Here is a 22469-nt window from a genome sequence, read left to right on the forward strand (position 1 = left end):
AGCGGAGTCGAAGGGTGCTTGGCACGATCTATCAGAGTCCGGAGTTTCCGCCTTTAGGCCCTATGGGTCCTTTGACAGGCTCAGGACGAACGAAGTGCGGAGGCACGACAACCCGTCAAACTCATTGACACCATGTGTCAGGCCAGTCCGGATGTCCGGACTGGCCTGTCTGTTAAAATAGCGCTGATTTTTCATTCTTAATGATATGCGCTTTATCTTCCTTGCATGTTCAGTAATCTATTCAGCAGATTGATTGCATAGTTGTGGGAAACAGCGCAGTTGACCGGATTACTCAACATGATGTCCCCTTTGTAATGGAACAGGTATTGTTCTGCGGGATTACTCTCGTCCGGAGTGTACTGGGGGTGAACAAACAGGCATGAATCTGCCGGATTCAGTTGTTCTGTTGCCAGGTACTGCTGATAGATGTCGGCCGCGTAATTGATCAATGTGTTCATTGTTTCAGGTTTTCCCAGCATAATTTCCAGAACACTGGTACGCTGTATGGGTGGGTACTGGGAAGGGCTGGCATTGGAATTTTCCCGTAAAGACACAGTTAGTCCCAATTCCTCTGCTTTTGCCTGCAATACATCGTATAACTCATCAAATCGGCCGTTATCCTTGTGCTGATGGTCGAGGTGCATGTGTATTGCATCCGGTTCCCGGGGGGTAAAACCGGAAATCAATTGGTTGATTTGATGATGGACCTGTTTGGCTTCGGCACTGTCCACTTTTGTCATGGATTCAGCTTCAACATGGGCGTAGTAGGCAAATAGCTGGGATTCAGATGGATAATACACTTGGCGTTCAATACCAAGCTTTGCCGCAAAGGATTCAGTTTCAGGGCTTTGTCCATGAAAGATTGGCTCTGATGCGAAACTGATACTGATCAGGGCAAAGGTACTTAGAAGGCCCAGGGCAAGAGATTTCATCTTGATATAATTCAACATATTAATGTTCCTTTTTGTTATCTATTTAATTATTTTTTCCAAGCTATTATATTTTTTGAGATTTTAAACTGACCTCCTGGTTAGTATTGCTAACAATCAATCCGTCAGTGGCAGTAACCGCTATAGGTATTGCCGGATCATAGTGTCCAAATCCTCAGCAGAAGATGGAATCCCGCGCCCGTGCATGGCGACAGCCATGTTGCATAACAGGAACAGGTTCAATGTGCCATTTTCCTGCAGTTGAGGGTGATCGAGGAGTTGTTCCAGTCCTCTTAATTGGGGTAACCCCTGTTTGTGCATCATGCCCGCAATGGCGCTGAAAAGGGTCATGTTCACTGCGCCATTTTCCTGCAGGTGAGGGTGATTGAAGAGTTGGTCCAGCTCCCTCAACTGGGGTAACCCCTGACTGTGCATCATGCCTGCAATAGCGCTGAAAAGAGGTATGTTTAATGCACCATTTTCCTGCAGGCGGGGGTGATTGAGGAGTGGCTCCAGCTCCCCCATGCGGGGTAACCCTTGATGGTGCATCATGCCTGCAATGGCGATGAAAAGGGGCATGTTTAATGCGCCATTTTCCTGCAGGCGAGGGTGTTTGACCAGTCGTTCCAACTCACGCAATCCAGGAAACCCGTGCCCATGCATCATGCCAGTAATGGCGTAGAATAGGGGCAGGTTATATGTGCCGTTTTCCTGCAGGCAGGGGTAATTAAGGAAGCGGTCCAGCGGACTCATTCGGGGCAACCCGTGATAGTTCCTCATGCCCGCAATGGCCCTGAAAAGGGGCAGGTTCAAGGTGCCATTTTCCTGCAGGCGAGGGTGATTGAGGAGTGCCTCCAGTTCCACCATTTGGGGTAGCCCACGACGTGGCATCAGTTCTGAAATGACTCTGAAAAGGCGCAGGTTCAATGCGCCATTTTCCTGCAGGCGGGGATGATTGAGGAGTTGCTCCAGCTGCCCCGTTCGAGGTAACCCGCGCCCGCCCATCATGCCTGCAATGGCTGTGAAAAGGGGTATGTTCACTGTGCCATTTTCCTGCAGGCGGGGATGATTGAGGAGTCGGTCCAGCTGCCCCATTGGGGGTAACCCACGCCTGTCCATCATGTCTGCAATGGCTGTGACAAGGGGCATGTTCAATGCGCCATTTTCCTGCAGCCGGGGGTGATTGAGGAAACGGCCCAGCTCACTTATTCGAGGTAACCCACGCTCGAACATCATTTTTCTAATGGTGCAGAAAAGTGACAGGTCCACTGCGCCATTTTCCTGCAGGCGGGGGTGATTGATGAATAGTTCCAGCGCCCTCATTTGGGGTAACCCTCGCCCTCGCATCATGCTTGCAATGATCATAAAAAGGGGTCGGTTCAATGCGCCGTTTTCCTGCAGGCAAGGGAGACTGAGGAGTTGGTTTACATGCGTCATCCGAAGAGAGCTGCGCCCGCTAGTCATGCTGGCCATGGCTCTCATAACGTCATGGTCCTGCAGGCTGGGGTGAGCGCCGGTTTGGCTCAACCAACTCATCAGGCCGGAGGGGAACCAGCGCCCGGGGCGGGCGGCAAATAACGAACGGGTGTTTGGATCTGGATAAGGGGTGTAGCGCTCGACGATAGGCCTTTGTTGGGCGCTCCTCTGGTTAAGAGTGGCTCTACATAGAGGACAGATATTTTCTTCCAGCCGCCAACGCCTCAGGCATTTTCTGTGAAACATGTGACGACAATCAGTCACCACGACTCTTTTTCCTGCAAACGGCGAAAGACAAACAGGGCAGTTGTCCAGCTCAGTTTGATAAGAAGTCGCTGGCTGGTTATTTTGGGCCGAGCCTGGTACTTGCATGTGCTTTATCTGACTTGAATCGGTTTGCGTTATCTTATTTGGTTCCCCGGGAGGCATTTTTCTGTGGCAACCAACGCTGAATGAATGCAATGCCAGTGTTAACCGGGTCCCGCTAATTTGTCGGCTGGTGTTCCAGATGTCAGGCCCCGAATACAATCAGGAGATCCATGCACCGTCTGTGGCCATGGATGGTCGCCAGGCTAAGAGCCGACATACCATCGTCAGTATGCTCATCGATCTGGATGCCCGGAGTGAACAGCATCGCTTCGATACACCTGAAGTGGCCGTGTGTTGCCGCCAGGTGGAGAGCCGTCCTGCCATTAACCTTTTTATTGACCTGGATACCGGGAGAGGCCAGTAACGCTTTGAGAGATCCTGTATTGCCGTGTTTAGCAGCGATCTGGAGAGCGGTCCAGCCCTTGTTGGTTTTCATATTGACCCGGATGTCTGGATTGGCCAGTAGTGTCTCGACGGACTTTGTATTATCGTATTTTGCAGCGATGTGGAGAGCGGTCAAGCCCTTGTAACTCCGCTTATTGACCCGGGAGCCGGGAGTGGCCAGCAACACCTTGAGGGACTCTGCACAGTTATTTATGGCCGCTAAGTGGATAGCCGTAAAACCATAAATATCCTGCCTGCTGACCTTGTCGCGTTGAACATGGGGCAGTAACAAATCGATGGCGTCTGGACAGTCGCTTAAGGCAGCGAAATGGAGAACTGTCCAGTTTATATTATCGGCGATATTGCTATCTGCTCCTGCGTCGAGCAGCAATTTCAGATGCTCGGATTTGCCCCATAATGCTGCGATCATCTGGGGCGTGACGCCATCGTAATTACTGGCATTGGTATTTACTTCGCTGTTAGCAAGCAGCTCTTTCAGGCATCCTGTGTCGTTTTCTTTTTTGCTGGTATACGGTTTGAGCATCCGGTAGCCAAAGAAGGCTTCATTGATATTTAAGCCCCTGGCAACGTATTGTTGACGGACCTCGGTGATGCCGATTTTGGTGGCAATATGCAGGGGCGTTTCGCAGAACTTATTGGTGGCATTGACACTTGCTCCATGGGTAACCAACCATTTCAGGCACTGGACGTTGCCATTCTCAGCCGCAATGTGCAGGGGCGTCCGACCCTCCTGATCAGCGGCTTTGACATCGGCCTGGTGGTTGATCAGTGCCTGGGCGCAATCGATATGGCCGGAATCAATGGCGATAGCTAACGGGTATACAGCCCAATCGGTGACCGCCGAGAGGTAAATCTGTGCTGCCAGACTGGCATCAAGGGCCAGAAGCTTGTTCAGTGTTGTCAGATCCCCGGTACGACAGACATGAAGCACCAGGGATTCACAATAAAATGAATCATTTTCCAGGATGCGGCTCCCGTTCACACGAACCAGCGGCAGTGCCGGTTGTTTGCAATCACAGCATTGGCGTTGATCGAGGCTTTTTCCCTTTTGCAGGTCACCGTCAAGCCATTCGGTGATGCATCCCAGGTGGAAAAAATGAGGTTTTGGTTGGCAGGAAGTTCGGACCGGTGTTTTGTGCCAGGCAGATTGCCCTGTGGTGACTTCGTTGCTACCAAGGCAGATAGAACAGGTAAATGAGGGATTTGTGTTGCTGCTGACGCTATTCATTTCTTTGGGCTGTTTTGATGCAGATAATGACTAGGACTGAAAACAGCAGGAAAAATTCCATAAAACAGCATTATGAACAAGGTGTTTCTGGATAAGCGTTTATAGTCGTATAAAAACAGCCACGGTAATTCAGAGCACGCTGAATAGATGGCGAACCTCTTCAATTCTGGCAAACCGTTTGACGCCGTGTTGGCGACTGTCAAAACGGATGGAGAAATTACGGTCATTAACCTCAATCACTTCTCCGCGACCAAAGATGGCATGATCAATAATGGCCTTGAGCTGCCATGGCGCGTCGGAGGGTATACTGGCTCCTGTGTTGGCAGAGCCCGTGGATTCGTCGTTTATCGCAATGTCGGGCACTGCTTCCAGTCGTTCGGCCAGTGTCGCCCGGGCTGAGCAGACGTAACGTCTTGATACTGGCGTAAGACCGATTTTATCGATGGCTTCAGCCAGGTCGTCATCGGCATCTTCATGGAGCAGGTTGCCCAGGGATAAGACATGGGGCAGGTTCATTTCCAGTAAAAAGGGGCTGATGCTGTCCTGGTGATCTTTTCCGGCAAGGGGTTGGCCATCAGCTGACCGTGAACGTTTTCCGGAATCTTTTTTGGCATCTTTGTTGGCATCTTTGTTGGCATCTTTGTTGGAAAGACGGGTGAGCTCGCCCTGTGCGGTAAACAGGTGTAATTGCTGTCTGGCACGGGTCATGGCGACATAGAGCAGGCGACGCTCAGACTCAATAGCATTACTGGTCCTGGCCGACAGGTTAGCCATTTCATCTTCCCTGAGGAACGGCCAGTATTGGCGGGTCAGTCCCGGGATTAACACAACCGGCCATTCCAACCCCTTGGAACGATGGCAGGAGCTGAGCTTGATGCCGTGAGTCGATCGTTGTCTCTGATCTTTCTGTTGCTTCTGCTTCTCGATTAATTCAGCAATGTGCAGGCAACAGTGGGCGGTGTCTTCGTTCAGCTGTTTGAGGAAACGATGAAAACCTTTGATTGCCAGAATCTGTTCATCCGTTCTCTGTTCATTGAGGCTCATGGATTTGAGGCTGTCGTATATTTCGGATTGTTGAATATACCGGGCGATCAGCGTATGGGCCTTGTGTTTGTTGCCATTGTGCTCCAGCCATGAGAACAGTTCTGCCCTTTGTGTCAGTTTTCGCACCTGAAAGTCACTGATGTCTTTGATGTTGGTTGCTAGCTTGCCCAGGGTTTTACCCAATTGGTGGCTCTGGTCCTTCAGCTGCTGGCAAAGCCAGTCAATATACTGTTGTTTAAGGCCGATATGGGGCAGGGTCAGAAGTCTTGCCAACTTATGGGAACGAACCTCTGGCAGTAGCCCGGCAAAGCCACCACTGGCCAGGGTCATGGCATCGATCAGTGAGGCAATTTCCGGCCTTTGAAACAGCGAGGGGCCGTCACTGCTGTAGGGAAGGCCCATTTCCAGCAGGTTCAGCTCAATGGGCACGGCCTGGGCCCAGACCCGCACCAGAATGGCAATATCTTCCGGTGGTGTTCCGGATGCCAGATATTCGGTCAGCGCCTCAACCACAAAACGACTGTCGTCTGCACCCGGTTGACTGATGCGAATCAGGGAGGGCGCGTTGTCCGGATGGGCAATGCAGAGCACATTTTTGCGGGACCGGTTCTGGCTGATTAAATGGCTGGCAGCCAGGGCAATACTGTGACCATAGCGAAAGGTGTGGGGCATGGTGAGTTCTTTAACGTCACCGGTAGTGCCATAGTCCTGCTGAAAATGGTTCAGAATGTTGTCGATATTGGCACCGGCGAATTCGTAGATCGTCTGGTCGGGATCGCCAACGGCAATCATTCGGGCGCGCTGTCCGGCAATCAGCCGGGTAAACTGATGCTGAAGGGTTGAGGTATCCTGGTATTCATCAACGATGATAAAGTCCATTTTATCAGCCACTTTGGGCACCAGTTCCGGATGTGCCCGGATCAGTGTCACCGGGTCGTACAGCATATCGGTGAAGGTGATTGATCGCTGTTGATGGCGCCACTGCTCAAACTGATGAAACAGTTTGATGAAAAAGCGATAGTCATCGGTATAACCGGATTGCTCAAACCATAGCTCAGGGCTGGTTAAATGGGCTTTGACCGATTCAATAAAGCTGATGGCCGCTTCGATCAGACGGGCAGCATCCGAGCGCATCCGGTCCTTAATGGTTTCCGGTGCCAGTTTCAGGATCAGTGTCCTGACCTGTAGCTCAACGACTTTCTCCGATAACGGTTGTTTGTTGTAGGGGGGTCTTATCTGCCAGCCTTCCAGAGTTCTGAGCAGTTTCAGCCCTGTGGCGTGGTAGGTTCTGATTTCCGGGAGCTGCCGCTGGTTTTCCGGCAAGTCTGCCAACGGACTACTGGTCAGAGTGCGAAGCTTTTTGGCAAAGTCGATCTGGGCCGCTTTGTTAAACATCATCACCATCAATCGACGCGGGTCAGCCCCTTTGCACAGCAGGTTGCTGACCAATTGTGCCAGGGTTGAGGTTTTGCCCGAGCCAGCCACGGCAATACAGAGGGCATGGTCTTTATCGTGGTCGGCAACTGCTTGCTGGTGGGGCGTCAGTTTCATTCAGTCAGGTGCTGTTGATAGCGTTTGGAAAGTGCAAGGCTAGCAAAATTTGCGCGACTTCCATAGATAGCGCATGCGTCATCTTCCGAAGCCGGGGTACGGAAATTTCGGTGGAGATAAAGCGACAATGACGGAATAATGAGGCCATCAACACCAAGGATCACCGTGTAATGGCTTCACTTTATTTCTATTTTTCTTCCATGGATTCGGGCAAGAGTACCTACCTTCTGCAGTCAGCTCATAATTATGAGAGTGCCGGTAAACGGGTGTTGTTGCTGGCTCCGGTGATTGATGACCGTTTTGGTGTCGGCAGAATCACCTCAAGGATTGGCCTGCAAAGTGAAGCGGTGGCCATTTCCCAGAGTGATGACCTGAAGCAGCAAATTGCCAGAGAGCACAGTGAAGACTATATCGCCTGTGTTATGGTCGATGAAGCACAGTTCCTGACCCCGGAGCAGGTGTGGCAACTGTCGGATGTGGTGGATGTGCTGGGTATTCCGGTACTTTGCTTTGGCCTGCGCACCGATGCTTTTGGTAAGGCGTTTGCCGGCAGTGAAGTGTTGCTCAGTATTGCTGATGAACTTACCGAGCTGAAAAGCATCTGCAAGTGCTGTGAGAAAAAGGCCAATATGCAGCTGCGTCTTGACGGTGACGGTAAGCCGGTAAAAAGCGGCAGCCAGGTGCAGATAGGGGGCAATGACCGCTATCTTTCTGTTTGTCGAAAGCACTATAAGTCGATGATGGGGCTTGGGAGCTAAGGAAATAACTTCCCTATTTTCATTGCCTGACTCCGTTCGGACTGAGCTTGTCGAAGTTCGGTGGCACGACCCTTCGACAAGCTCAGGGTGAACGGAAATAAAAGACAATTCCTAAGCGCTTCCCGTTGCCCGCCTCCCGCATAAGCATAAGCAGGCTGTCTTTTTCGGGCGGCAGGCAGCTTATTGACCATTCCTAACTCATCCAGCGCTGAACCCCTAGGGCGGTCATCACCAGTTCTACCGACAGTGCGGCCAGTATCATGCCCATTACCCGGATGATAATGGCCGAGCCATTGTGGCCAATCACCCGAAAGATCCGGTCGGCAAACAGCATCAGGCCACAGGTGACCAGTAGTACCAGCGTCATGGCACCGGCGGTCATGGCCTGCTGGCTGAAGGTTTTGACGTGATTGTCGGTCAGTACAATCACCGCCATAATCGCCCCGGGGCTGGCAATGGAGGGGACCGCCAGAGGGAATACGGCCAGTTGGTGACCGGGTTCCCTGGACCCGGAACTGTCTTCAGGATCAGAAAAAATCATCTGCAAGCCGAACAGAAACAGGATGATTCCGCCTGCCAGCTGCAGGGAGATCAGCTGAATGTTCATCGCCTTTAGAATAATCTGACCAAGAACCAGTGCCGAAAGGAGGATGACAAAGGCGTAAATGGTTGCTTTCAGGGCGACTCGGCGTTTTTGTGTTTCTGACAGTCGTGCCGTCAGTCCAGTGAACAGTGCCAGAGTGCCGACCGGGTCAATGGTGGACCAGAGCATGATAAAGTCTTTGAAGAAAAGCTCCATAATAGTACCTGCCCAGTTGGTTATGGGTGTTATAGGATGAAGCCGGGCAGCCATTCCTGGGAATAGCGGTCAAACTGCGCAAATACCTGACGACATCTGTTCGTTATTTCATGGTTCCTGTACACATCCAATATCTGGTAGAATGGCAACCATGACTGAATAAAAATATTCCTTCTTCTTCAATTAAATAAGACAAACGTCAATTGTCCAGTGATTAGGTACACAGCAGGAAAAAAAAGTGACCAGTACCTATGTTTTGGCTATCGCTAACTATATATAATTTATTCTTATTTTTTTATTCGAAAAAACAATATAACAGAGCCTGAGTTAATTTCTAAGGCTGGATGTCGTTGCATGGAACTGTCACTTCTGCACGTTGTTGCTGCCATGGGGGTTGTTGGCCTGGGGGCTATTGTCCAGGGAACCATCGGCTTTGGCATGGCGGTTGTTGCCGCACCTTTTCTCTATCACATAGATCCTGCCCTGATACCGGGACCGCTGATTTTTTCCGTGCAGTATTTCAGGTATAACCGCTATTCTGTCTGCCGTTTGAAGGTATCCGGAGGTGAGACCGGGAGAGTGAGAAAGTTGACAGAAATCACTATTTTGGATAGTTTGTCACGCCATGCGCTGATTTGACCTTGGCTTGCGGGCGCATTACAAATTCCGCTAAAAGAAGGGTTTCAATTAAGAATTCCTTATGAAACCACTCTGTTAGCATCAGGGTGGTTTTTTTATGCATATGATTGAATTGAATAACCTGACCAAGGTGTTTGCCGCCGGGGACACCGAGGTCAAGGCCATTGACGGAGTAAATCTGTCGGTGCCTGAAGGTGCCATCTACGGTGTGATTGGCTCCAGTGGCGCAGGGAAAAGCACGCTGATTCGCTGCGTCAACTTACTGGAGAAACCGACTTCAGGCCAGGTGCTTGTGGATGGTCAGGACCTGACTCTGCTACCTGAGAAATTATTGCGCCAGGCCCGTCACAACATTGGAATGATTTTTCAGCATTTCAATCTGCTGTCCAGCCGCACTGTGTATGATAATGTCGCTCTTCCCCTGGAGTTGGCCGGTGCCAGCAAATCAGAAATAGAACAGGCCGTTCTGCCCCTGCTGGAACTGACCGGGCTGGACTCAAAAAGAAACAGTTATCCTGCCCAGCTGTCCGGCGGTCAGAAACAGCGGGTGGCCATTGCCCGGGCCCTGGCCAGTAAGCCGAAAGTGCTGTTGTGCGATGAAGCCACGTCCGCACTGGACCCGCAGACTACCCGGTCAATTCTTGCCCTGCTGAAAGACATCAACCGTCAGCTTAAAATTACCATTCTGATCATTACCCATGAGATGGATGTGGTGAAAACCATCTGTGATCGAGTGGCCATTATGAGCTTCGGCAAGATCATTGAAGAGAATGAGGTAGAGCAGTTCTTTCTCAACCCCCGGACGGATCTGGCCAAAGAGTTTGTGCGCAGTGCGATTCATGAAAAGCCGGTGGCAGAAATTGAAGCCCGGTTCCAGTCTGAACCCTGTGAAGGTGCCAGGCCGGTGGTGCGCATTACCTTTGTCGGGCAGGGGGTTGTCCAGCCGTTGATTACCAGGGCGGCAAGACAGTTCAACACGGACTTTAATATCCTGCAGGCAGATATTGAAACGGTCAATGAAAAAGCCATGGGCTTTTTGATGGTGGAAATTATGGGTGAGCCGGAAGGCATTGAGCAGTCGCTGCAGTTTTTGCAGGGCTTGCATAACTCACCAGACAATACGGTCCAGGTAGAGGTGATTGGTTATGTCAGCTGATGCATGGTCACTGTTGTTCAAGGCGCTCTGGGAAACCCTCTATATGGTGGCCTTTTCCGGAGGCATCAGCTTTCTGCTCGGTATCCCGCTGGGAGTGCTGCTCTACGTGACCCGGGAAGGGCGTATTCTGGAAAACCGCATTGCCAACCTGGTTCTGGGCGGTATGGTCAACGCCGGGCGTTCCATTCCTTTTATTATTCTGATGGTGGCTATCATCCCGTTGACGCGACTGTTGACCGGTACTTCCATTGGTACCACCGCCGCGATTGTGCCACTGACCGTGGCGGCGATCCCGTTTGTTGCCCGCATTGCCGAAGGTGCCTTGAATGAAGTGCCTTCCGGATTGGTGGAGGCCGCCCAGTCCATGGGGGCCAGCCCGTTGCAGATTGTTACCCGGGTGTTGCTGCCGGAGGCCAGGCCCGGGCTGATTAATGGCATGACCATTACGCTGGTAACGCTGGTGAGCTACTCGGCCATGGCCGGTGCCATTGGTGGCGGAGGCCTTGGTGACCTGGGCATCCGTTATGGCTACCAGCGGTTTGATGGGGTCATTATGCTGGCCACGGTGGTGGTGTTGATTGCCCTGGTGCAATTGCTGCAGATGGTGGGTGATCGCCTGCAGCACTATTATGATCGCAGTCACTAATAATCATTTGTAAGGTGGGAATCCATCAACGTCACTAATGTTGATGGCATGTTGTTAAAGTCCGGGAGTAATCAATGACTTTTAATATTCTAAAAACAGTAAAAATCCTGGCCAGTTCGGCGGTATTAGCGTCAGCAGCATTGCTGGCAGGCTGTGGTCAGTCGGATGATCCAGAAGGTCCGCTGAAGGTGGGGGTGATGGCGGGGCCTGAGGCCGATGTGATGAAAGTGGCGGTAGACATCGCCAGACAGGACCATAATGTGGCTGTGGAGCTGGTGGAGTTCTCTGATTATGTGTCGCCAAACGTAGCGCTGTCGGACGGCAGTATTGATGCCAATGCATTCCAGCATCGCCCTTACCTGGACAGTATGGTGCGTGACCGGGGCTTTAAGCTGGTTGCCGTTGGTAACACCTTTGTTTATCCCATTGCCGCTTACTCAAAGACGTTGAAAGACATCAGTGAGTTGCAGGATGGAGCCAAAATCGCTATTCCCAATGACCCAAGTAATGAAGGCCGTACACTGATTCTTCTGCATCAGCGTGGCTTTATTAAGCTGAACGATGTGAATAATCTGGAAGCAACACCGGCAGATATCATTGAAAATCCCCGTGACTTCCAGTTTATTGAACTGGATGCGGCTCAGCTGCCCCGCTCACTGGATGATGTGGATATGGCCTTTATCAACAACACCTATGCGGTACCGGCGGGTTACACCCCAACCCGTGATGCCCTGCTGGTGGAAGATAAGGACTCTCCCTATGTGAACATCATCGTCACCCGTGAAGATAATCAGGCAGACCCGCGTGTACTGGCCCTGGTTAAGTCGTATCAGACGGATGCGGTGGAAACCAGGGCTGCGGAGCTGTTTAAAGGGAGTTCTGTGGCTGGCTGGAAGTAAATGTTCTACATGCTGGAAGCGGTTTGCTTCCGGCATTATTTATGCTTTATGGCCTTGAGGCCGTTAATCATCGTTACCCCTTCGTGTAAAGTGACCATCATCTGCCTCTTCTGGGATACTGATACCACTGGCCGGTTGGTTTGCGTTTGCGTTTGCTTTAGACGCTCAAGGTTCTTTATGACTTGTTGAGAAAGATGGTTGACCTTTAGAATCGTTATTTCACTTTCACTTTCACTTTCACTTTCTTCTCTTGTTTCTTTTTCTATAGAATGGCTTTGTGCAGTTTGGCTGCCAGTGTTGTCACAAGTGACCTCATCCGTATCATCAACAGTTGATTCGTCGCTGTCGTAATCAGTTGATTCGTCGCTATCATAAACAGTTGATTGGTCGCTGTCGCAAACAGCTGAGTCGTCGGTATTACTGCATGATGGCACATAATCTTTGGCATTTATCTCTAAGAAGGTACTGTGGTTTTCTCGCAACTGCTCATTTCTGACGGGTAAAACCTCAGTTTCTGTCGTCAGTTTATTGATTTTACTGGGCTGTAGAGGATCGCATGTAGAATTTGTCAGTCTTTTTTGAGGCGTTACGTTTTCTCTACACGAAGAAGCATCCACCAAAGGTTCTTTATTGTTCTGGCTGGTTGGCTGTTCAATTCCGGCATCATGCTCAGCATCGGGCTGTGCTGAGGTTCTCTCCAAATCTGATGGTTTTTGTGTATCGGCCTTTTTCTGTTGATTATCTGGCAAACACTGATGATTGTTACCGGAACCTGAAAGCGTAATGTTTACGGCTGAGGGGGAGGCGTCGTTTTTTTCTTCAACTCTCAATTTTTTGCGCGGCCGTGGTATGAGTATTTCAGGAATTGGTTTTCGTTTATGTCTTTCAGGTCGACATTTTACAACGGCAAAATCTCTCCATTTGAACAGATCTTTTCTATGAAAGTCCGGAGACATTGCATTTGATAACTCAACCCAAAGCGCCAAAAGGTAATAGCCATTGCGATCAGCTGAAATATTTGGTCCGTCTTTCATTCCCAGGGAAATATCTCGTAGAAACTTGAAGTGATCTCCGTCACTGTTCCTTTTTAAAAAATCCAGGAGTTTTTCTTTCTTTGGCCTGAATTTCCAGGCGCTTTCCTCAATGAAATCGTGATACTTAAACGCTTTTCCAATCATTTCATAGGCAGCTTCCACCCTGGTATTATCAGACTGACATATTTTCCTCAGAATGGGAGGAGTGAAAAATTTTTTGACCAGCCTGGGGGTTCTCTGATCCACGGTATTTTTTGTTAAACCAGTAAAACAGAAACGCTTGCCATCAAGAATGTAAATGGTTTGGTCATCATCTTCACACGGAGGAATTTTTTTGGAGCCAAAGTGGACATCAACATCCCGAAAGCCAAAGCTCCTGGCCTTTTTCAGTACGTCCTCAGCACTGGAGGTAGTCTTGGTAACAAAGTCCTCAAAAGTTCTGGGTTTGGAATATGTGTGATCAGTAGCAAATGCTTTGTCAGCACTCAGATCCATAATTTTATTCTCTTTAAATAGTCCGGAAAATCTAGCTCTCGACTTTGTGGTTGACAAGGAATCAGAAATGGTTGGAAAGTGGTTTCGCAGTGTGCAGGTTAATTCAGGCAATAGCAGAAGGATTAACCTTCTACCAGGTGGGTAAATGCCGCTAAAGCCTCCGGATCTCCACGTTTGATTTTATTCGCAATGACATAATGGAAAAAGTAATGGAAGTGTTCGTGATCCTGGGCCGCAAACAGGCACTCATCGCCCGGTAGTACCGGTGTGTTATCGACCTTTTTATCATCGGCCACCATGGCCATGACCCGGCCATCATTGTACAAACGCCAGCTGGTGACATGAACCAGTACAATCGTTTTAAACTGGTCTTCGGTCAGAATGGCATGGGTGCCGATGGTGTCGGGGATTTCCTGAATAATGACAGCTTCATCCGACTCTATGGGTGGGTAGTAATTGGCCGCGTTTTCCAGTTCCGCAACCTTGTGATCCGGTACGTCGAAAAATGCATGGTCGTGTATCTTGTCAAAGTAACCTTCCCAGTGGCCATTTAATGGGTCATTGAGCTCACGGGCAGGTACCACCTTATTCAGCCAGGGGATGAGGGCATCAACCGTGCCGTCTTTCATCATTGCCCAGCAGAGAATTTTCATGCTGAACAGCTTGCCCGGATTGGCATCATTGCTGTAGAGCATTTCCATACCATCCAGTTCAGGAGCAATGCGCACAATCTGATGAAGGTTAACCTCGTCCAGAGGCTTGCGGGTGAACATATCGATGACATTGCCACTGTTATCATCGGGCTGATTTTTATCTTCAGGTTCTTTGGCCATGAACAATCCCGGGTAAAGCTGAGTCTGGTAAAAATGACGAAGTTCATAGCCCATATCGGCATGGTCGTATCATCCTGCACTATTGGTTGCAGTGGGGGAGCACAAACAGGAAGGTATGAATCCTGACGCTGATTAACAGACGCTTTGCACCACAAAGGCACAAAGAAGACTGGTAAGAGCAAAGATCAAACAAAAAAAATGCTTTTACTTTGTGTCTTTGTGGTTAAAACAAAAATATTACCGCAGGAGTATTAAGGCACTGGCCAGGTTTCTGGCTGCCCGGATCAGGTTCTCCTCACCTTTGGCCAGGGCCTCGGACAGTGGGACTGCACCGTGAACAATCGGGAACAACGCATCAATGCCACAGTCGTAGACCGCGTCAACATCGGAACCCACAGAGCCAGCCAGAGCAATCACCGGAAGATTGAACTGTTTGGCAATCCGGGCAACCCCCACGGGTGTTTTTCCCTGCGCGGTTTGTCCATCAATCCGGCCCTCTCCGGTAATCACCAGATCAGCGCCGATCAGTTTTTCTGCCAGGCCGACGGCATCCATGACGATGTCAATACCCGGTTTCAGTTCAGCATCCAGAAACGCCAGCAGGGCAGCACCCATGCCTCCGGCAGCGCCTGCTCCCGGCTGTTGCCCAACATCTTTGCCAAGGTCCCGTTGCAGAACGCTGGCATAGTGTGTCAATGCCTGGTCCAGTTGTTCGACCATCTCAGGAGTCGCCCCTTTCTGGGGACCAAACACTGCTGAGGCACCATTGGCTCCGGTAAGTGGATTGTCCACATCGCAGGCCGCAATAAACTCGATGGTCTGGAGTCGTCTATCCATCGCACCGGTATCAATGCGACACAGACGTGACAGCGCTGCACCACCCCGGGGCAGCTCCCGGCCATCAGCATCCAGCAGTTTTACCCCCAGTGCCTGCATCATACCTGAGCCACCGTCGTTAGTGGCACTGCCGCCAATACCGACGATGATGCGTTTAATGCCCTGGTCCAGGGCGCTGAGAATCAACTCTCCGGTCCCCCGGGTGGTACTGAGCATCGGGTTGCGTTGATCCCTGGGTACCAGCTCAATACCTGAAGCCCCGGCCATTTCAATGACAGCGGTTTCAGCATCACCCAGCAGGCCGAAGCAGGCCTGAACGGTCTCTCCCATTGGGCCGGTTACCGCAACATCCACCAGTGTGCCACCGGTAGCGTCCACCAGTGACTGCAGCGTACCTTCGCCACCGTCGGCAACCGGAACCTTGATGCACTCGGCATCCGGCAGGACCTGCTGCAAACCGGTTGCAATGGCCTGTGCTACTTTGGCTGCGGTAAGACACTCCTTAAAGGAATCGGGTGCAATAACAATTTTCATGGTCTGTTCCCCCAGTATTGAAGAGTGCCGTAAATCAGTGTGGCGGCCCCGGAAAAGCAGCAAAAACAGTGCCTGTCCACTTAGTTAGAAAATATGATTTCATTTGGTTAACTACTTATTCAGGGGGATAATCATAGTCCGTTGGACGATCTGTTGAGTTACAGGTTCCGTAGAGAAGTTTTTATAGAAATAATCGGTTAAACGCAACGCCATTCAGCCTGTCTGCCTGAGGCTGTCTTCTAAATAAGGTTTTCTAGCCAGATATATGGAGTGCTCCATGACAGAATTGAAACTGGACTCATTTGCCGAGGGCTTGCATGTTGCTGTCATCGGAGCCTCCGGTGCCATCGGCAAAGCCATGGTCCATTGGCTGGAGCAGGTACCAACAGTCACCAGAATTTATGCCTTTTCACGCAGTGAACCTGAGTTTGGCCAGGTGAATAAAACCGTTTTTCACCCCATGGATCTTCTGGATGAAAACAGCATTGCCAAGGGTGCGGATCAAATTTCGGAGCCGTTGGACCTGGTGTTAGTCACCACCGGTATCCTCCATGAGGGGGAAGGCCTGAAGCCGGAAAAATCCATCAAGGATTTCCAGCCCGATCACTTTGCCAGAATCTTCGCCGTCAATACCACCGGACCCGCCATGGTTGCCAAATATTTTCTTCCCAAGCTGGCCAGAAACCGTAAGAATGTGTTTGCCGTGTTATCCGGCAGAGTGGGCAGCATTTCTGATAATCAATTAGGCGGCTGGTATGCCTACCGGGCATCAAAGGCAGCGCTGAATATGATTATCAAGAGCCTGGCCATCGAAATTGCCAGAAAAAACAAAGCATCGATTATTGCTGCATTGCATCCGGGCACAGTGGATAGTCATTTGTCCATGCCGTTTCAGTCCGGCGTGCCTGAGGGTAAACTCTTTTCAGCGGACTACTCGGCAGAACGGCTTTTGCATGTGATTGATCAGTTGACACCAGGGGACAGTGGTCACATGTTTGCCTGGGATGGCGAAAAGCTGCCTTTTTGATGGTGCAAAACCTAAGGAGACAAGATGGTTATTATTCACTGGTTTCGTCAGGATCTCAGGTTGTCTGATAACCCCTCTCTGTTCGAGGCGGCTGGCAATGGCCAGGTGCTTCCGGTATTTATTCTGGATGATCACTCTGCCGGTCAATGGGCTCCCGGCAGGGCCAGCCGCTGGTGGCTGCACCACTCACTGGCAGCATTAAACGACGCTCTGAAAGGCCGACTGCTGGTGCTTCAGGGCGACGCGGCAAAAGTGCTTCCGGAGGTGGCGGCGGAATATAAGGTGGATGCCGTTTATTGGAATCGCTGCTATGAGCCCTGGCGGATCCAGCGGGATCAGCAAATAAAGAAAGCCCTGCGAAATGACGGGCTGGAAGTCAAAAGCTTCAATGGTTCCCTGCTCTGGGAACCATGGACCGTGCTGAAAAAGGATCGAACGCCCTACCGGGTATTTACGCCTTACTATCGCAAAGGGTGCCTGGTAGCTGAACCGCCCAGGGAGCCATTGCCGGTACCGAAAAAAATCCGGTGTGTTGATACCACCTCGAAAAGCGACATCAATGACCTTGAGCTATTGCCAGCCGGAGGTTTTGTCCCCGCCCATAATCCTGAGTCTGCCGGTGAGGCAAAACAGGTGCGCTGGGACCATAATCTGTATGCCTACTGGTGTGAGCAGGGCAGAGGGGTTGGTGAGACAGCGGCAAAAAACAAACTCCAGGATTTTCTGGGCGAGGGGCTGAATGGGTATAAAGTAGGGCGTGATTTCCCTGCCAGGCGCAGCATTTCACAACTGTCTGCCCATCTTCATTTTGGTGAGGTATCCCCCAATCAGGTCTGGTACGCGTCGGCGGCTGCTGCAACCGACAGTAATGTGGAGACGGACCTTGACTGTTTTCACTCAGAACTGGGCTGGCGTGAGTTTTCTTACTATTTGCTGTACCACTTCCCAACACTGCCGGAGCAAAATTTCCAGCCAAAGTTTGACGGCTTTCCCTGGCAGGATGATCCCGAAAAACTCAGGCGGTGGCAGAAGGGACTGACCGGTATCCCCATTGTCGATGCCGGGATGCGCGAACTTCGGCAAACCGGGTTTATGCACAACCGGGTGAGAATGATCGTCGGCTCATTTCTGGTCAAAAATCTGCTACAGCCTTGGCGGCATGGGGAAGCCTGGTTCTGGGACTGCCTGGTGGACGCTGATCTGTCCAGCAACTCGGCAAGCTGGCAATGGGTGGCGGGTTCAGGTGCGGATGCGGCACCCTATTTCCGGGTTTTTAATCCGGTTACCCAGGGGCAGAAGTTTGATCCTGATGGCGAGTATATACGTCGATATGTACCTGAGCTTTCCGGGGTACCGAATAAGTATCTGTTTGCGCCCTGGGAAGCCGACGACAATGTCCTTTATCAGTCAGGTGTTATCCTGGGGGAAAATTACCCATCGCCTGTGGTTGATTTGAAAAAGTCCCGGGCTAAAGCGTTAGAGGCGTGGCAGGCCATTCGCACTCAATAAGCTGGCCTTGATATAGAAGCATCTTCATTTTGAATAGCTTCTAACTCGTATGAACGCGTTTGTGTCTTTCCAGATTTGCCTTTCTGATAAATCCTTTATTGCAAATCTCACATTCATACGGCCTCTCCCCTGTATGAGTGCGTTTGTGTCTTGTCAAACATCCCTTTCTGATAAATCCTTTATTGCATATCTCACATTTATGCGGCTTCTCCCCTGTATGAGTGAGTTTGTGTCTTGTCAAACATCCCTTTCTGATAAATCCTTTTTTGCAAATCTCACATTCATGCGGCTTCTCCCCTGTATGAGTGAGTTTGTGCATTTCCAGATTACTCTTCTGGATAAAGCGTTTATCGCAATTCTTACATTCAAACGGTCTCTCTCCCGTATGAATGCGTCGATGTCTTTTCAGAACAGACTGATAATAAAATCTGCTATCACAACCCTCAAACTCACATTTCAATGGTCTGTGACCCAGATGAGTGAGTTGGTGTCTTTTCAGATGCTCATTGCGGGTAAATGTTTTATCGCAACCATTCAATAAACATTGATAAGTCTTGCGCTTTTCTGATGGTAGGGCTGCTGTATTGGGCTGCAGGTACTGCTGTTCATTAGTTTGTGAATTTTGACCGTAAAACCCAGTCGGGTGATAAAATCCGACACGTTGACTTGCCTGACCTGGCCCTGAAGACTGTTGACCCAGTCCGCCAGCAACCTGGTTTTCAGGGGTGGTTAATTTGCACATTCTCTCCCTGAGGTCTTGAGCCACAGACCTTTCCTCCCCCTGCTTTGGTTTTATGCCCAAGTCAAGAGGCTGGCCTTGAACTCTTACCTCTCTGTGAGAGGACGTTGTGCCCGATACTGGTTGCTCAGAACTGGCCCTGGTCAATAAATATGAGGCTATGGCCTCAATTTTTGCACCTGAAGCATTTAAACGTGCTGAATTCATGTGTTTATCATTTGTATGATAATCCTCCCGGGAGGCCGATCGATTTACTGTCGAGTAGGGTAGTCTATTCTCGGTCAGCAACCCGGCTTTGACATATTTGTAGGTTTATGGTTCCCGTTCACAATCGTTCATTTGATTATATTCAGATACCTGTTTATGTATTAAAAATGATTATCCTGTCATTTATTACACGTCTTAAGGCGTGTATTTAGCTGGATTAGATGATCAAAGGGGCATTTGATGAGATGTCTTCACTTGGGACATCCTACTGCCAGGGAAGTTTAATGAACGTTGATTGTTATAGAGAGCGAAGTTTTGCGAAAGCTGAAAAAACAATCCTTGAGGTGGGTGACTTTTCTATTGCTCCTGGTTTGAATTTTGCCGCCAGATTACTGGCGGCCATCTTTAAGTAGCTAACCATATGATTTCATATGGTTAGCTACTTATAGTTACAGATTATCAACGGTGTTAAATAAGGTTCTTAATTGTGCGTCAAGTTCGTTAAAGTGAACAATGTCCGCCTTTGGCGCTTTTTCAACGGGTTCTGGTACATATTTGAGATTGCAAATTTCCCTGAAGTAAGGGGCATCAAATTCAAAACGACTTTCCAGTTGATGACCGCAGAGTTGCCATTTGTCCTTGTCAGCAGATTTGGTGGCAATCAGCTGGTTAATTGTATGTCGTATAAGCTTAATGGGTTTAATTGAGTCATGAAGCTTATATTTTTCAGGACGAGTAGTATGGATCAATGATTCAAGCGGTTGCTTAAATTCTTTTATAATTTTGATAAACCCAGCATTGTTTGGTTGAGAATCTGGCGGAATATCAAAGAATTTATCACTAAAACCTAAATCCAGAGTTTTGTTAACTTCCTTTAAAATGGTAATATCCTTGTCAATGTTTTTCCTTTTGATTTTTGTAGGATTAACCTTAAGATTGCTGGAAATAATATTTTTGGCAATAAATATATAGTAGGCCTTTTGTTTTAACTCTTCTAAAAGATTCAAGTAAAGCTCCAGGCAGTTTGTAAATGAGGTGTGCAAATTCTCAAGCACATCATCTTCTAGCTTTTCAGTTGAAACCGTATCAGTTGAAACCGTGCGTGAATCCAGGGTTTTGTTGGGAGCTTGACTCTGTTCGGAGTTGTCTGATCTACAGGACAGGTAATTAAAGGCAGACGAAATCGCCTTTACGACCCTGCCGAAGCAATAGCCGATCAGTTTAAACGGAGCTTTAATCGCCTCAATCAATATATTACCGGCGGAAGCTGCAATTTCAGAAATACTTTTCATAGTTTGTTTTCCCTAAGTTATTTTCCATTGTCAAAGACTGAAATTTCAATAAATTTCATGCAATGCACCGATAGAGATGCAATAGTTATTCTTTTTGGACATCGTTCTGATAAGAAAGTTCCATGCAAGTTGATTCATCAGAGATTATCAATGGTGTCAAATTAAGTCGCTTAATCGCGCTTCGAGATAGATAAATTGACCGCTGTCCGCCTCTGGAGCTCTCTCACCGGGTTCTGGTACATATTTGAGAGCACAAAGTTCCCTGATGTAAGGCTCATCGAAGGCAAATTGCTCCTTCAGTCTTTCTCCACAGCGTTGCCATTTATCCTTGTCGGCACAGGTTGTTTTCCCTTGGCTATTTTTCATATGGTTAGATACTTAAGTGGGTATCTGATGCAATAACTATCTATATAGCTTCATATTTTGAATCAGGGAACTTTTGGATAACTTTTCGACTCATAATATAAGATAAATGAATAACTAAAATAATTAACAAGTAAGGATAAACTGATGCTTCCAACCATAAAAGTAAATGTAACCGTAGAAATTGCGTATCCTTCAGCCTCTGGTTTGAAAAATGGATTGAAACTGAATCAACCCGATCACACGGGTTATTTCCCGGGACGTGGAAAAACCAGCGTTGGCAGCTGGGGTAAAAAACTGCCAGTTATGGGAAAGTGTCCCTCTTGTGATTATTCAGGGGGGGTTAAACTTGCTGATCGAACCACGGCTGAAAAAAGAAATATGACCTCCCTGCTCACAAATGTGATGCAGCAGACAAGTCCAGGAAAAGAAACGATCAGTAATAAAGTGCTGCTGAAAAGGATATTGCTCGCAGGAGATCCCTGCTCAGAAATTCAACTCAACACAAGTCTCGGTTTCTGGCAGAACTTCAAGCAGAATGGATTGGTAAAAAAAGCAGTGAGTGATTTCTTCAAAAATTCAACCCATGATTGTTTTCCTGATGGCTCAGTTTGCGGTTCACTGCTACAAGCCGAACGGCTGCTGGATACGTTTGTCAAAACGAAATCTGCTCGAAGGTTGTATAGAAAAGCCGTTGCGAATAATCTGGTGTGCCTTGAAAGTCTTTTGAGAAAGGCGGGTGTTGATATCAATTATCAAAGCCTTAAAAGTGGTAACACACCAATAATGGCCGCAGCCCGGGCAAAACACTGGGAAATGGTTAGTTTATTGCTCGATAAAGAAACCTGCGTGGATACACACAACAAATCTGATTATCATTTATTGGAAATAATTTTTTGTGCCAGGGATAAGAAAAAGATTACCGATAAGCAGCAATATGAACTTACTTTACAAGTGCTTAAGCGTCAGCCTAATGCCAGGATTAAGGTTGCACAAGGCAAGGAGGAAATGCTACTTGCCCTTTATGCCTTTAAATATGCAATCTCGGAAAAGAATTGGCTATTATGCGATGCTTTACTGGAAAAAAACGAATGTCTGGTCACCGAATTACAACAAGAACCGATAAGATCCAAGATTATCATGGATGTAGTGACGGGCTATTATGATCGGCCAATAACAACGAAGTATCTGGCTAATTTGACAAATAGTAAAGGGCAGCCATTGTTAAATCTCAACTGTAAGACAGCTCGTGGCGAAACGCTCCTGATGCTGGCATTAAAAAAAGGCAAAACCCAAACTGTGTTATCCCTTCTTAAGACCCCGGGTGCTTTGCAAAATATTAATGATACCGTCTATTTTCAATCAAAAAATCCTAATTGGTGGTCAGCATATACTTATGCTCATTACTACAGTAACTACTATCAAAACGGCTTTCTCCTCGATGAGCTAGAGCGTCGTGGAGCATTGCCGAGACGTGCTGATTTTTTGAAAAAAAGACCATCAGATAATAACCATGGTCATTCCTACAGTTTCGGTGCCTTTGTCCTTGATGATGGTGATTGTGATGGCGGTGGCGGCGGCGGTGGCAGCTGTGATGGCGGTGGCGGTGGCGATGGAGGTTGTTAGTTTTTTTTCGATAAAACTGTGATGATACTCAGGTTATTTTGAACTGGTGATTTAGACCGTGAGTCATAAAAACT

The 22469-nt window shown here is 48.9% G+C and carries 20 protein-coding genes and 1 riboswitch; of the genes, 9 read left to right on the top strand and 11 right to left on the bottom strand.

Annotated elements, in window-relative coordinates:
• Positions 1 to 212: 212 nt before the first annotated feature.
• The 4 genes from ACO6UY_RS06600 to ACO6UY_RS06615 all read right to left on the bottom strand — a co-directional run bounded on the left by ACO6UY_RS06600 (position 213) and on the right by ACO6UY_RS06615 (position 7002).
• On the bottom strand, positions 213 to 950 hold the full coding sequence (locus ACO6UY_RS06600; RefSeq protein WP_422446045.1) for a hypothetical protein: 738 nt from the start codon (positions 948 to 950) through the stop codon (positions 213 to 215).
• A gap of 120 nt (positions 951 to 1070) precedes the next feature.
• Positions 1071 to 2834, bottom strand: a complete 1764-nt coding sequence (locus ACO6UY_RS06605) for an RING finger protein (RefSeq protein WP_422489421.1) — start codon at positions 2832 to 2834, stop codon at positions 1071 to 1073.
• Positions 2835 to 2916: 82 nt separating this feature from the next.
• On the bottom strand, positions 2917 to 4407 hold the full coding sequence (locus ACO6UY_RS06610; protein WP_422446041.1) for an ankyrin repeat domain-containing protein: 1491 nt from the start codon (positions 4405 to 4407) through the stop codon (positions 2917 to 2919).
• A 129-nt stretch (positions 4408 to 4536) separates the two neighbouring features.
• Positions 4537 to 7002 carry an ATP-dependent helicase gene (locus ACO6UY_RS06615; RefSeq protein ID WP_422489423.1) on the bottom strand — a complete coding sequence of 822 codons (2466 nt, stop codon included), beginning with the start codon at positions 7000 to 7002 and terminating at the stop codon, positions 4537 to 4539.
• Between the two features lie 170 nt (positions 7003 to 7172).
• Here ACO6UY_RS06615 and ACO6UY_RS06620 point away from each other — a divergent pair, with 170 nt between their 5' ends.
• On the top strand, positions 7173 to 7760 hold the full coding sequence (locus ACO6UY_RS06620; RefSeq protein ID WP_422446037.1) for a thymidine kinase: 588 nt from the start codon (positions 7173 to 7175) through the stop codon (positions 7758 to 7760).
• A gap of 193 nt (positions 7761 to 7953) precedes the next feature.
• On the opposite strand, the gene ACO6UY_RS06625 is transcribed toward ACO6UY_RS06620, so the two are convergent.
• Entirely contained in the window at positions 7954 to 8559 is a 606-nt protein-coding gene (locus tag ACO6UY_RS06625; protein ID WP_269674865.1) for a MarC family protein, read from the bottom strand.
• A gap of 354 nt (positions 8560 to 8913) precedes the next feature.
• On the opposite strand from ACO6UY_RS06625, the gene ACO6UY_RS06630 reads away from it, so the two are divergent.
• From ACO6UY_RS06630 to ACO6UY_RS06645, 4 genes are all read left to right on the top strand, one after another.
• Positions 8914 to 9198 (top strand): hypothetical protein, encoded by a 285-nt coding sequence (locus ACO6UY_RS06630; protein WP_422446035.1) that lies wholly within the window; start codon positions 8914 to 8916, stop codon positions 9196 to 9198.
• A riboswitch (SAM riboswitch) is annotated at positions 9177 to 9252 on the top strand. Its footprint overlaps the gene before it by 22 nt.
• A gap of 49 nt (positions 9253 to 9301) precedes the next feature.
• Positions 9302 to 10354, top strand: a complete 1053-nt coding sequence (locus ACO6UY_RS06635; RefSeq protein ID WP_422465647.1) for a methionine ABC transporter ATP-binding protein — start codon at positions 9302 to 9304, stop codon at positions 10352 to 10354.
• Complete coding sequence (locus ACO6UY_RS06640) at positions 10344 to 11000, top strand: methionine ABC transporter permease (protein WP_422446033.1); 657 nt, start codon at positions 10344 to 10346, stop codon at positions 10998 to 11000. Before ACO6UY_RS06635 ends, ACO6UY_RS06640 begins: the two co-directional genes overlap by 11 nt.
• A 74-nt stretch (positions 11001 to 11074) precedes the next feature.
• Entirely contained in the window at positions 11075 to 11899 is an 825-nt protein-coding gene (locus tag ACO6UY_RS06645) for a MetQ/NlpA family ABC transporter substrate-binding protein (RefSeq protein ID WP_422446031.1), read from the top strand.
• Between the two features lie 35 nt (positions 11900 to 11934).
• Here ACO6UY_RS06645 and ACO6UY_RS06650 read toward each other — a convergent pair whose 3' ends face one another.
• The 3 genes from ACO6UY_RS06650 to ACO6UY_RS06660 all read right to left on the bottom strand — a co-directional run bounded on the left by ACO6UY_RS06650 (position 11935) and on the right by ACO6UY_RS06660 (position 15632).
• On the bottom strand, positions 11935 to 13428 hold the full coding sequence (locus tag ACO6UY_RS06650) for a hypothetical protein (RefSeq protein WP_422489425.1): 1494 nt from the start codon (positions 13426 to 13428) through the stop codon (positions 11935 to 11937).
• Between the two features lie 122 nt (positions 13429 to 13550).
• Positions 13551 to 14261: a hypothetical protein gene (locus ACO6UY_RS06655; protein ID WP_422465625.1), complete on the bottom strand. Its 711-nt coding sequence runs from the start codon at positions 14259 to 14261 to the stop codon at positions 13551 to 13553.
• A gap of 237 nt (positions 14262 to 14498) precedes the next feature.
• Positions 14499 to 15632, bottom strand: a complete 1134-nt coding sequence (locus tag ACO6UY_RS06660) for a glycerate kinase (protein ID WP_422446025.1) — start codon at positions 15630 to 15632, stop codon at positions 14499 to 14501.
• Positions 15633 to 15909: 277 nt separating this feature from the next.
• Here ACO6UY_RS06660 and ACO6UY_RS06665 point away from each other — a divergent pair, with 277 nt between their 5' ends.
• Complete coding sequence (locus tag ACO6UY_RS06665) at positions 15910 to 16659, top strand: SDR family NAD(P)-dependent oxidoreductase (protein ID WP_422465627.1); 750 nt, start codon at positions 15910 to 15912, stop codon at positions 16657 to 16659.
• Positions 16660 to 16683: 24 nt separating this feature from the next.
• Complete coding sequence (locus ACO6UY_RS06670) at positions 16684 to 18168, top strand: cryptochrome/photolyase family protein (protein WP_422446021.1); 1485 nt, start codon at positions 16684 to 16686, stop codon at positions 18166 to 18168.
• A gap of 40 nt (positions 18169 to 18208) precedes the next feature.
• Here the strand turns inward: ACO6UY_RS06670 and ACO6UY_RS06675 are convergent, their stop codons facing one another.
• A complete protein-coding gene (locus ACO6UY_RS06675) occupies positions 18209 to 19114 on the bottom strand; it encodes a C2H2-type zinc finger protein (RefSeq protein WP_422446019.1) in 906 nt (301 codons plus the stop codon).
• A gap of 221 nt (positions 19115 to 19335) precedes the next feature.
• Here ACO6UY_RS06675 and ACO6UY_RS06680 point away from each other — a divergent pair, with 221 nt between their 5' ends.
• Positions 19336 to 19527: a hypothetical protein gene (locus ACO6UY_RS06680; protein ID WP_422446017.1), complete on the top strand. Its 192-nt coding sequence runs from the start codon at positions 19336 to 19338 to the stop codon at positions 19525 to 19527.
• Positions 19528 to 19563: 36 nt separating this feature from the next.
• Here the strand turns inward: ACO6UY_RS06680 and ACO6UY_RS06685 are convergent, their stop codons facing one another.
• Together ACO6UY_RS06685 and ACO6UY_RS06690 are read right to left on the bottom strand one after the other, a co-directional pair.
• On the bottom strand, positions 19564 to 20406 hold the full coding sequence (locus tag ACO6UY_RS06685; RefSeq protein ID WP_422446015.1) for a hypothetical protein: 843 nt from the start codon (positions 20404 to 20406) through the stop codon (positions 19564 to 19566).
• Positions 20407 to 20562: 156 nt separating this feature from the next.
• On the bottom strand, positions 20563 to 20772 hold the full coding sequence (locus tag ACO6UY_RS06690) for a hypothetical protein (protein ID WP_422446014.1): 210 nt from the start codon (positions 20770 to 20772) through the stop codon (positions 20563 to 20565).
• A gap of 144 nt (positions 20773 to 20916) precedes the next feature.
• On the opposite strand from ACO6UY_RS06690, the gene ACO6UY_RS06695 reads away from it, so the two are divergent.
• Positions 20917 to 22395, top strand: a complete 1479-nt coding sequence (locus ACO6UY_RS06695; RefSeq protein WP_422446012.1) for an ankyrin repeat domain-containing protein — start codon at positions 20917 to 20919, stop codon at positions 22393 to 22395.
• Positions 22396 to 22469 lie beyond the last annotated feature (74 nt).

The sequence above is a fragment of the Endozoicomonas sp. ALE010 genome (assembly GCF_049310165.1).
GTDB lineage: Bacteria > Pseudomonadota > Gammaproteobacteria > Pseudomonadales > Endozoicomonadaceae > Endozoicomonas.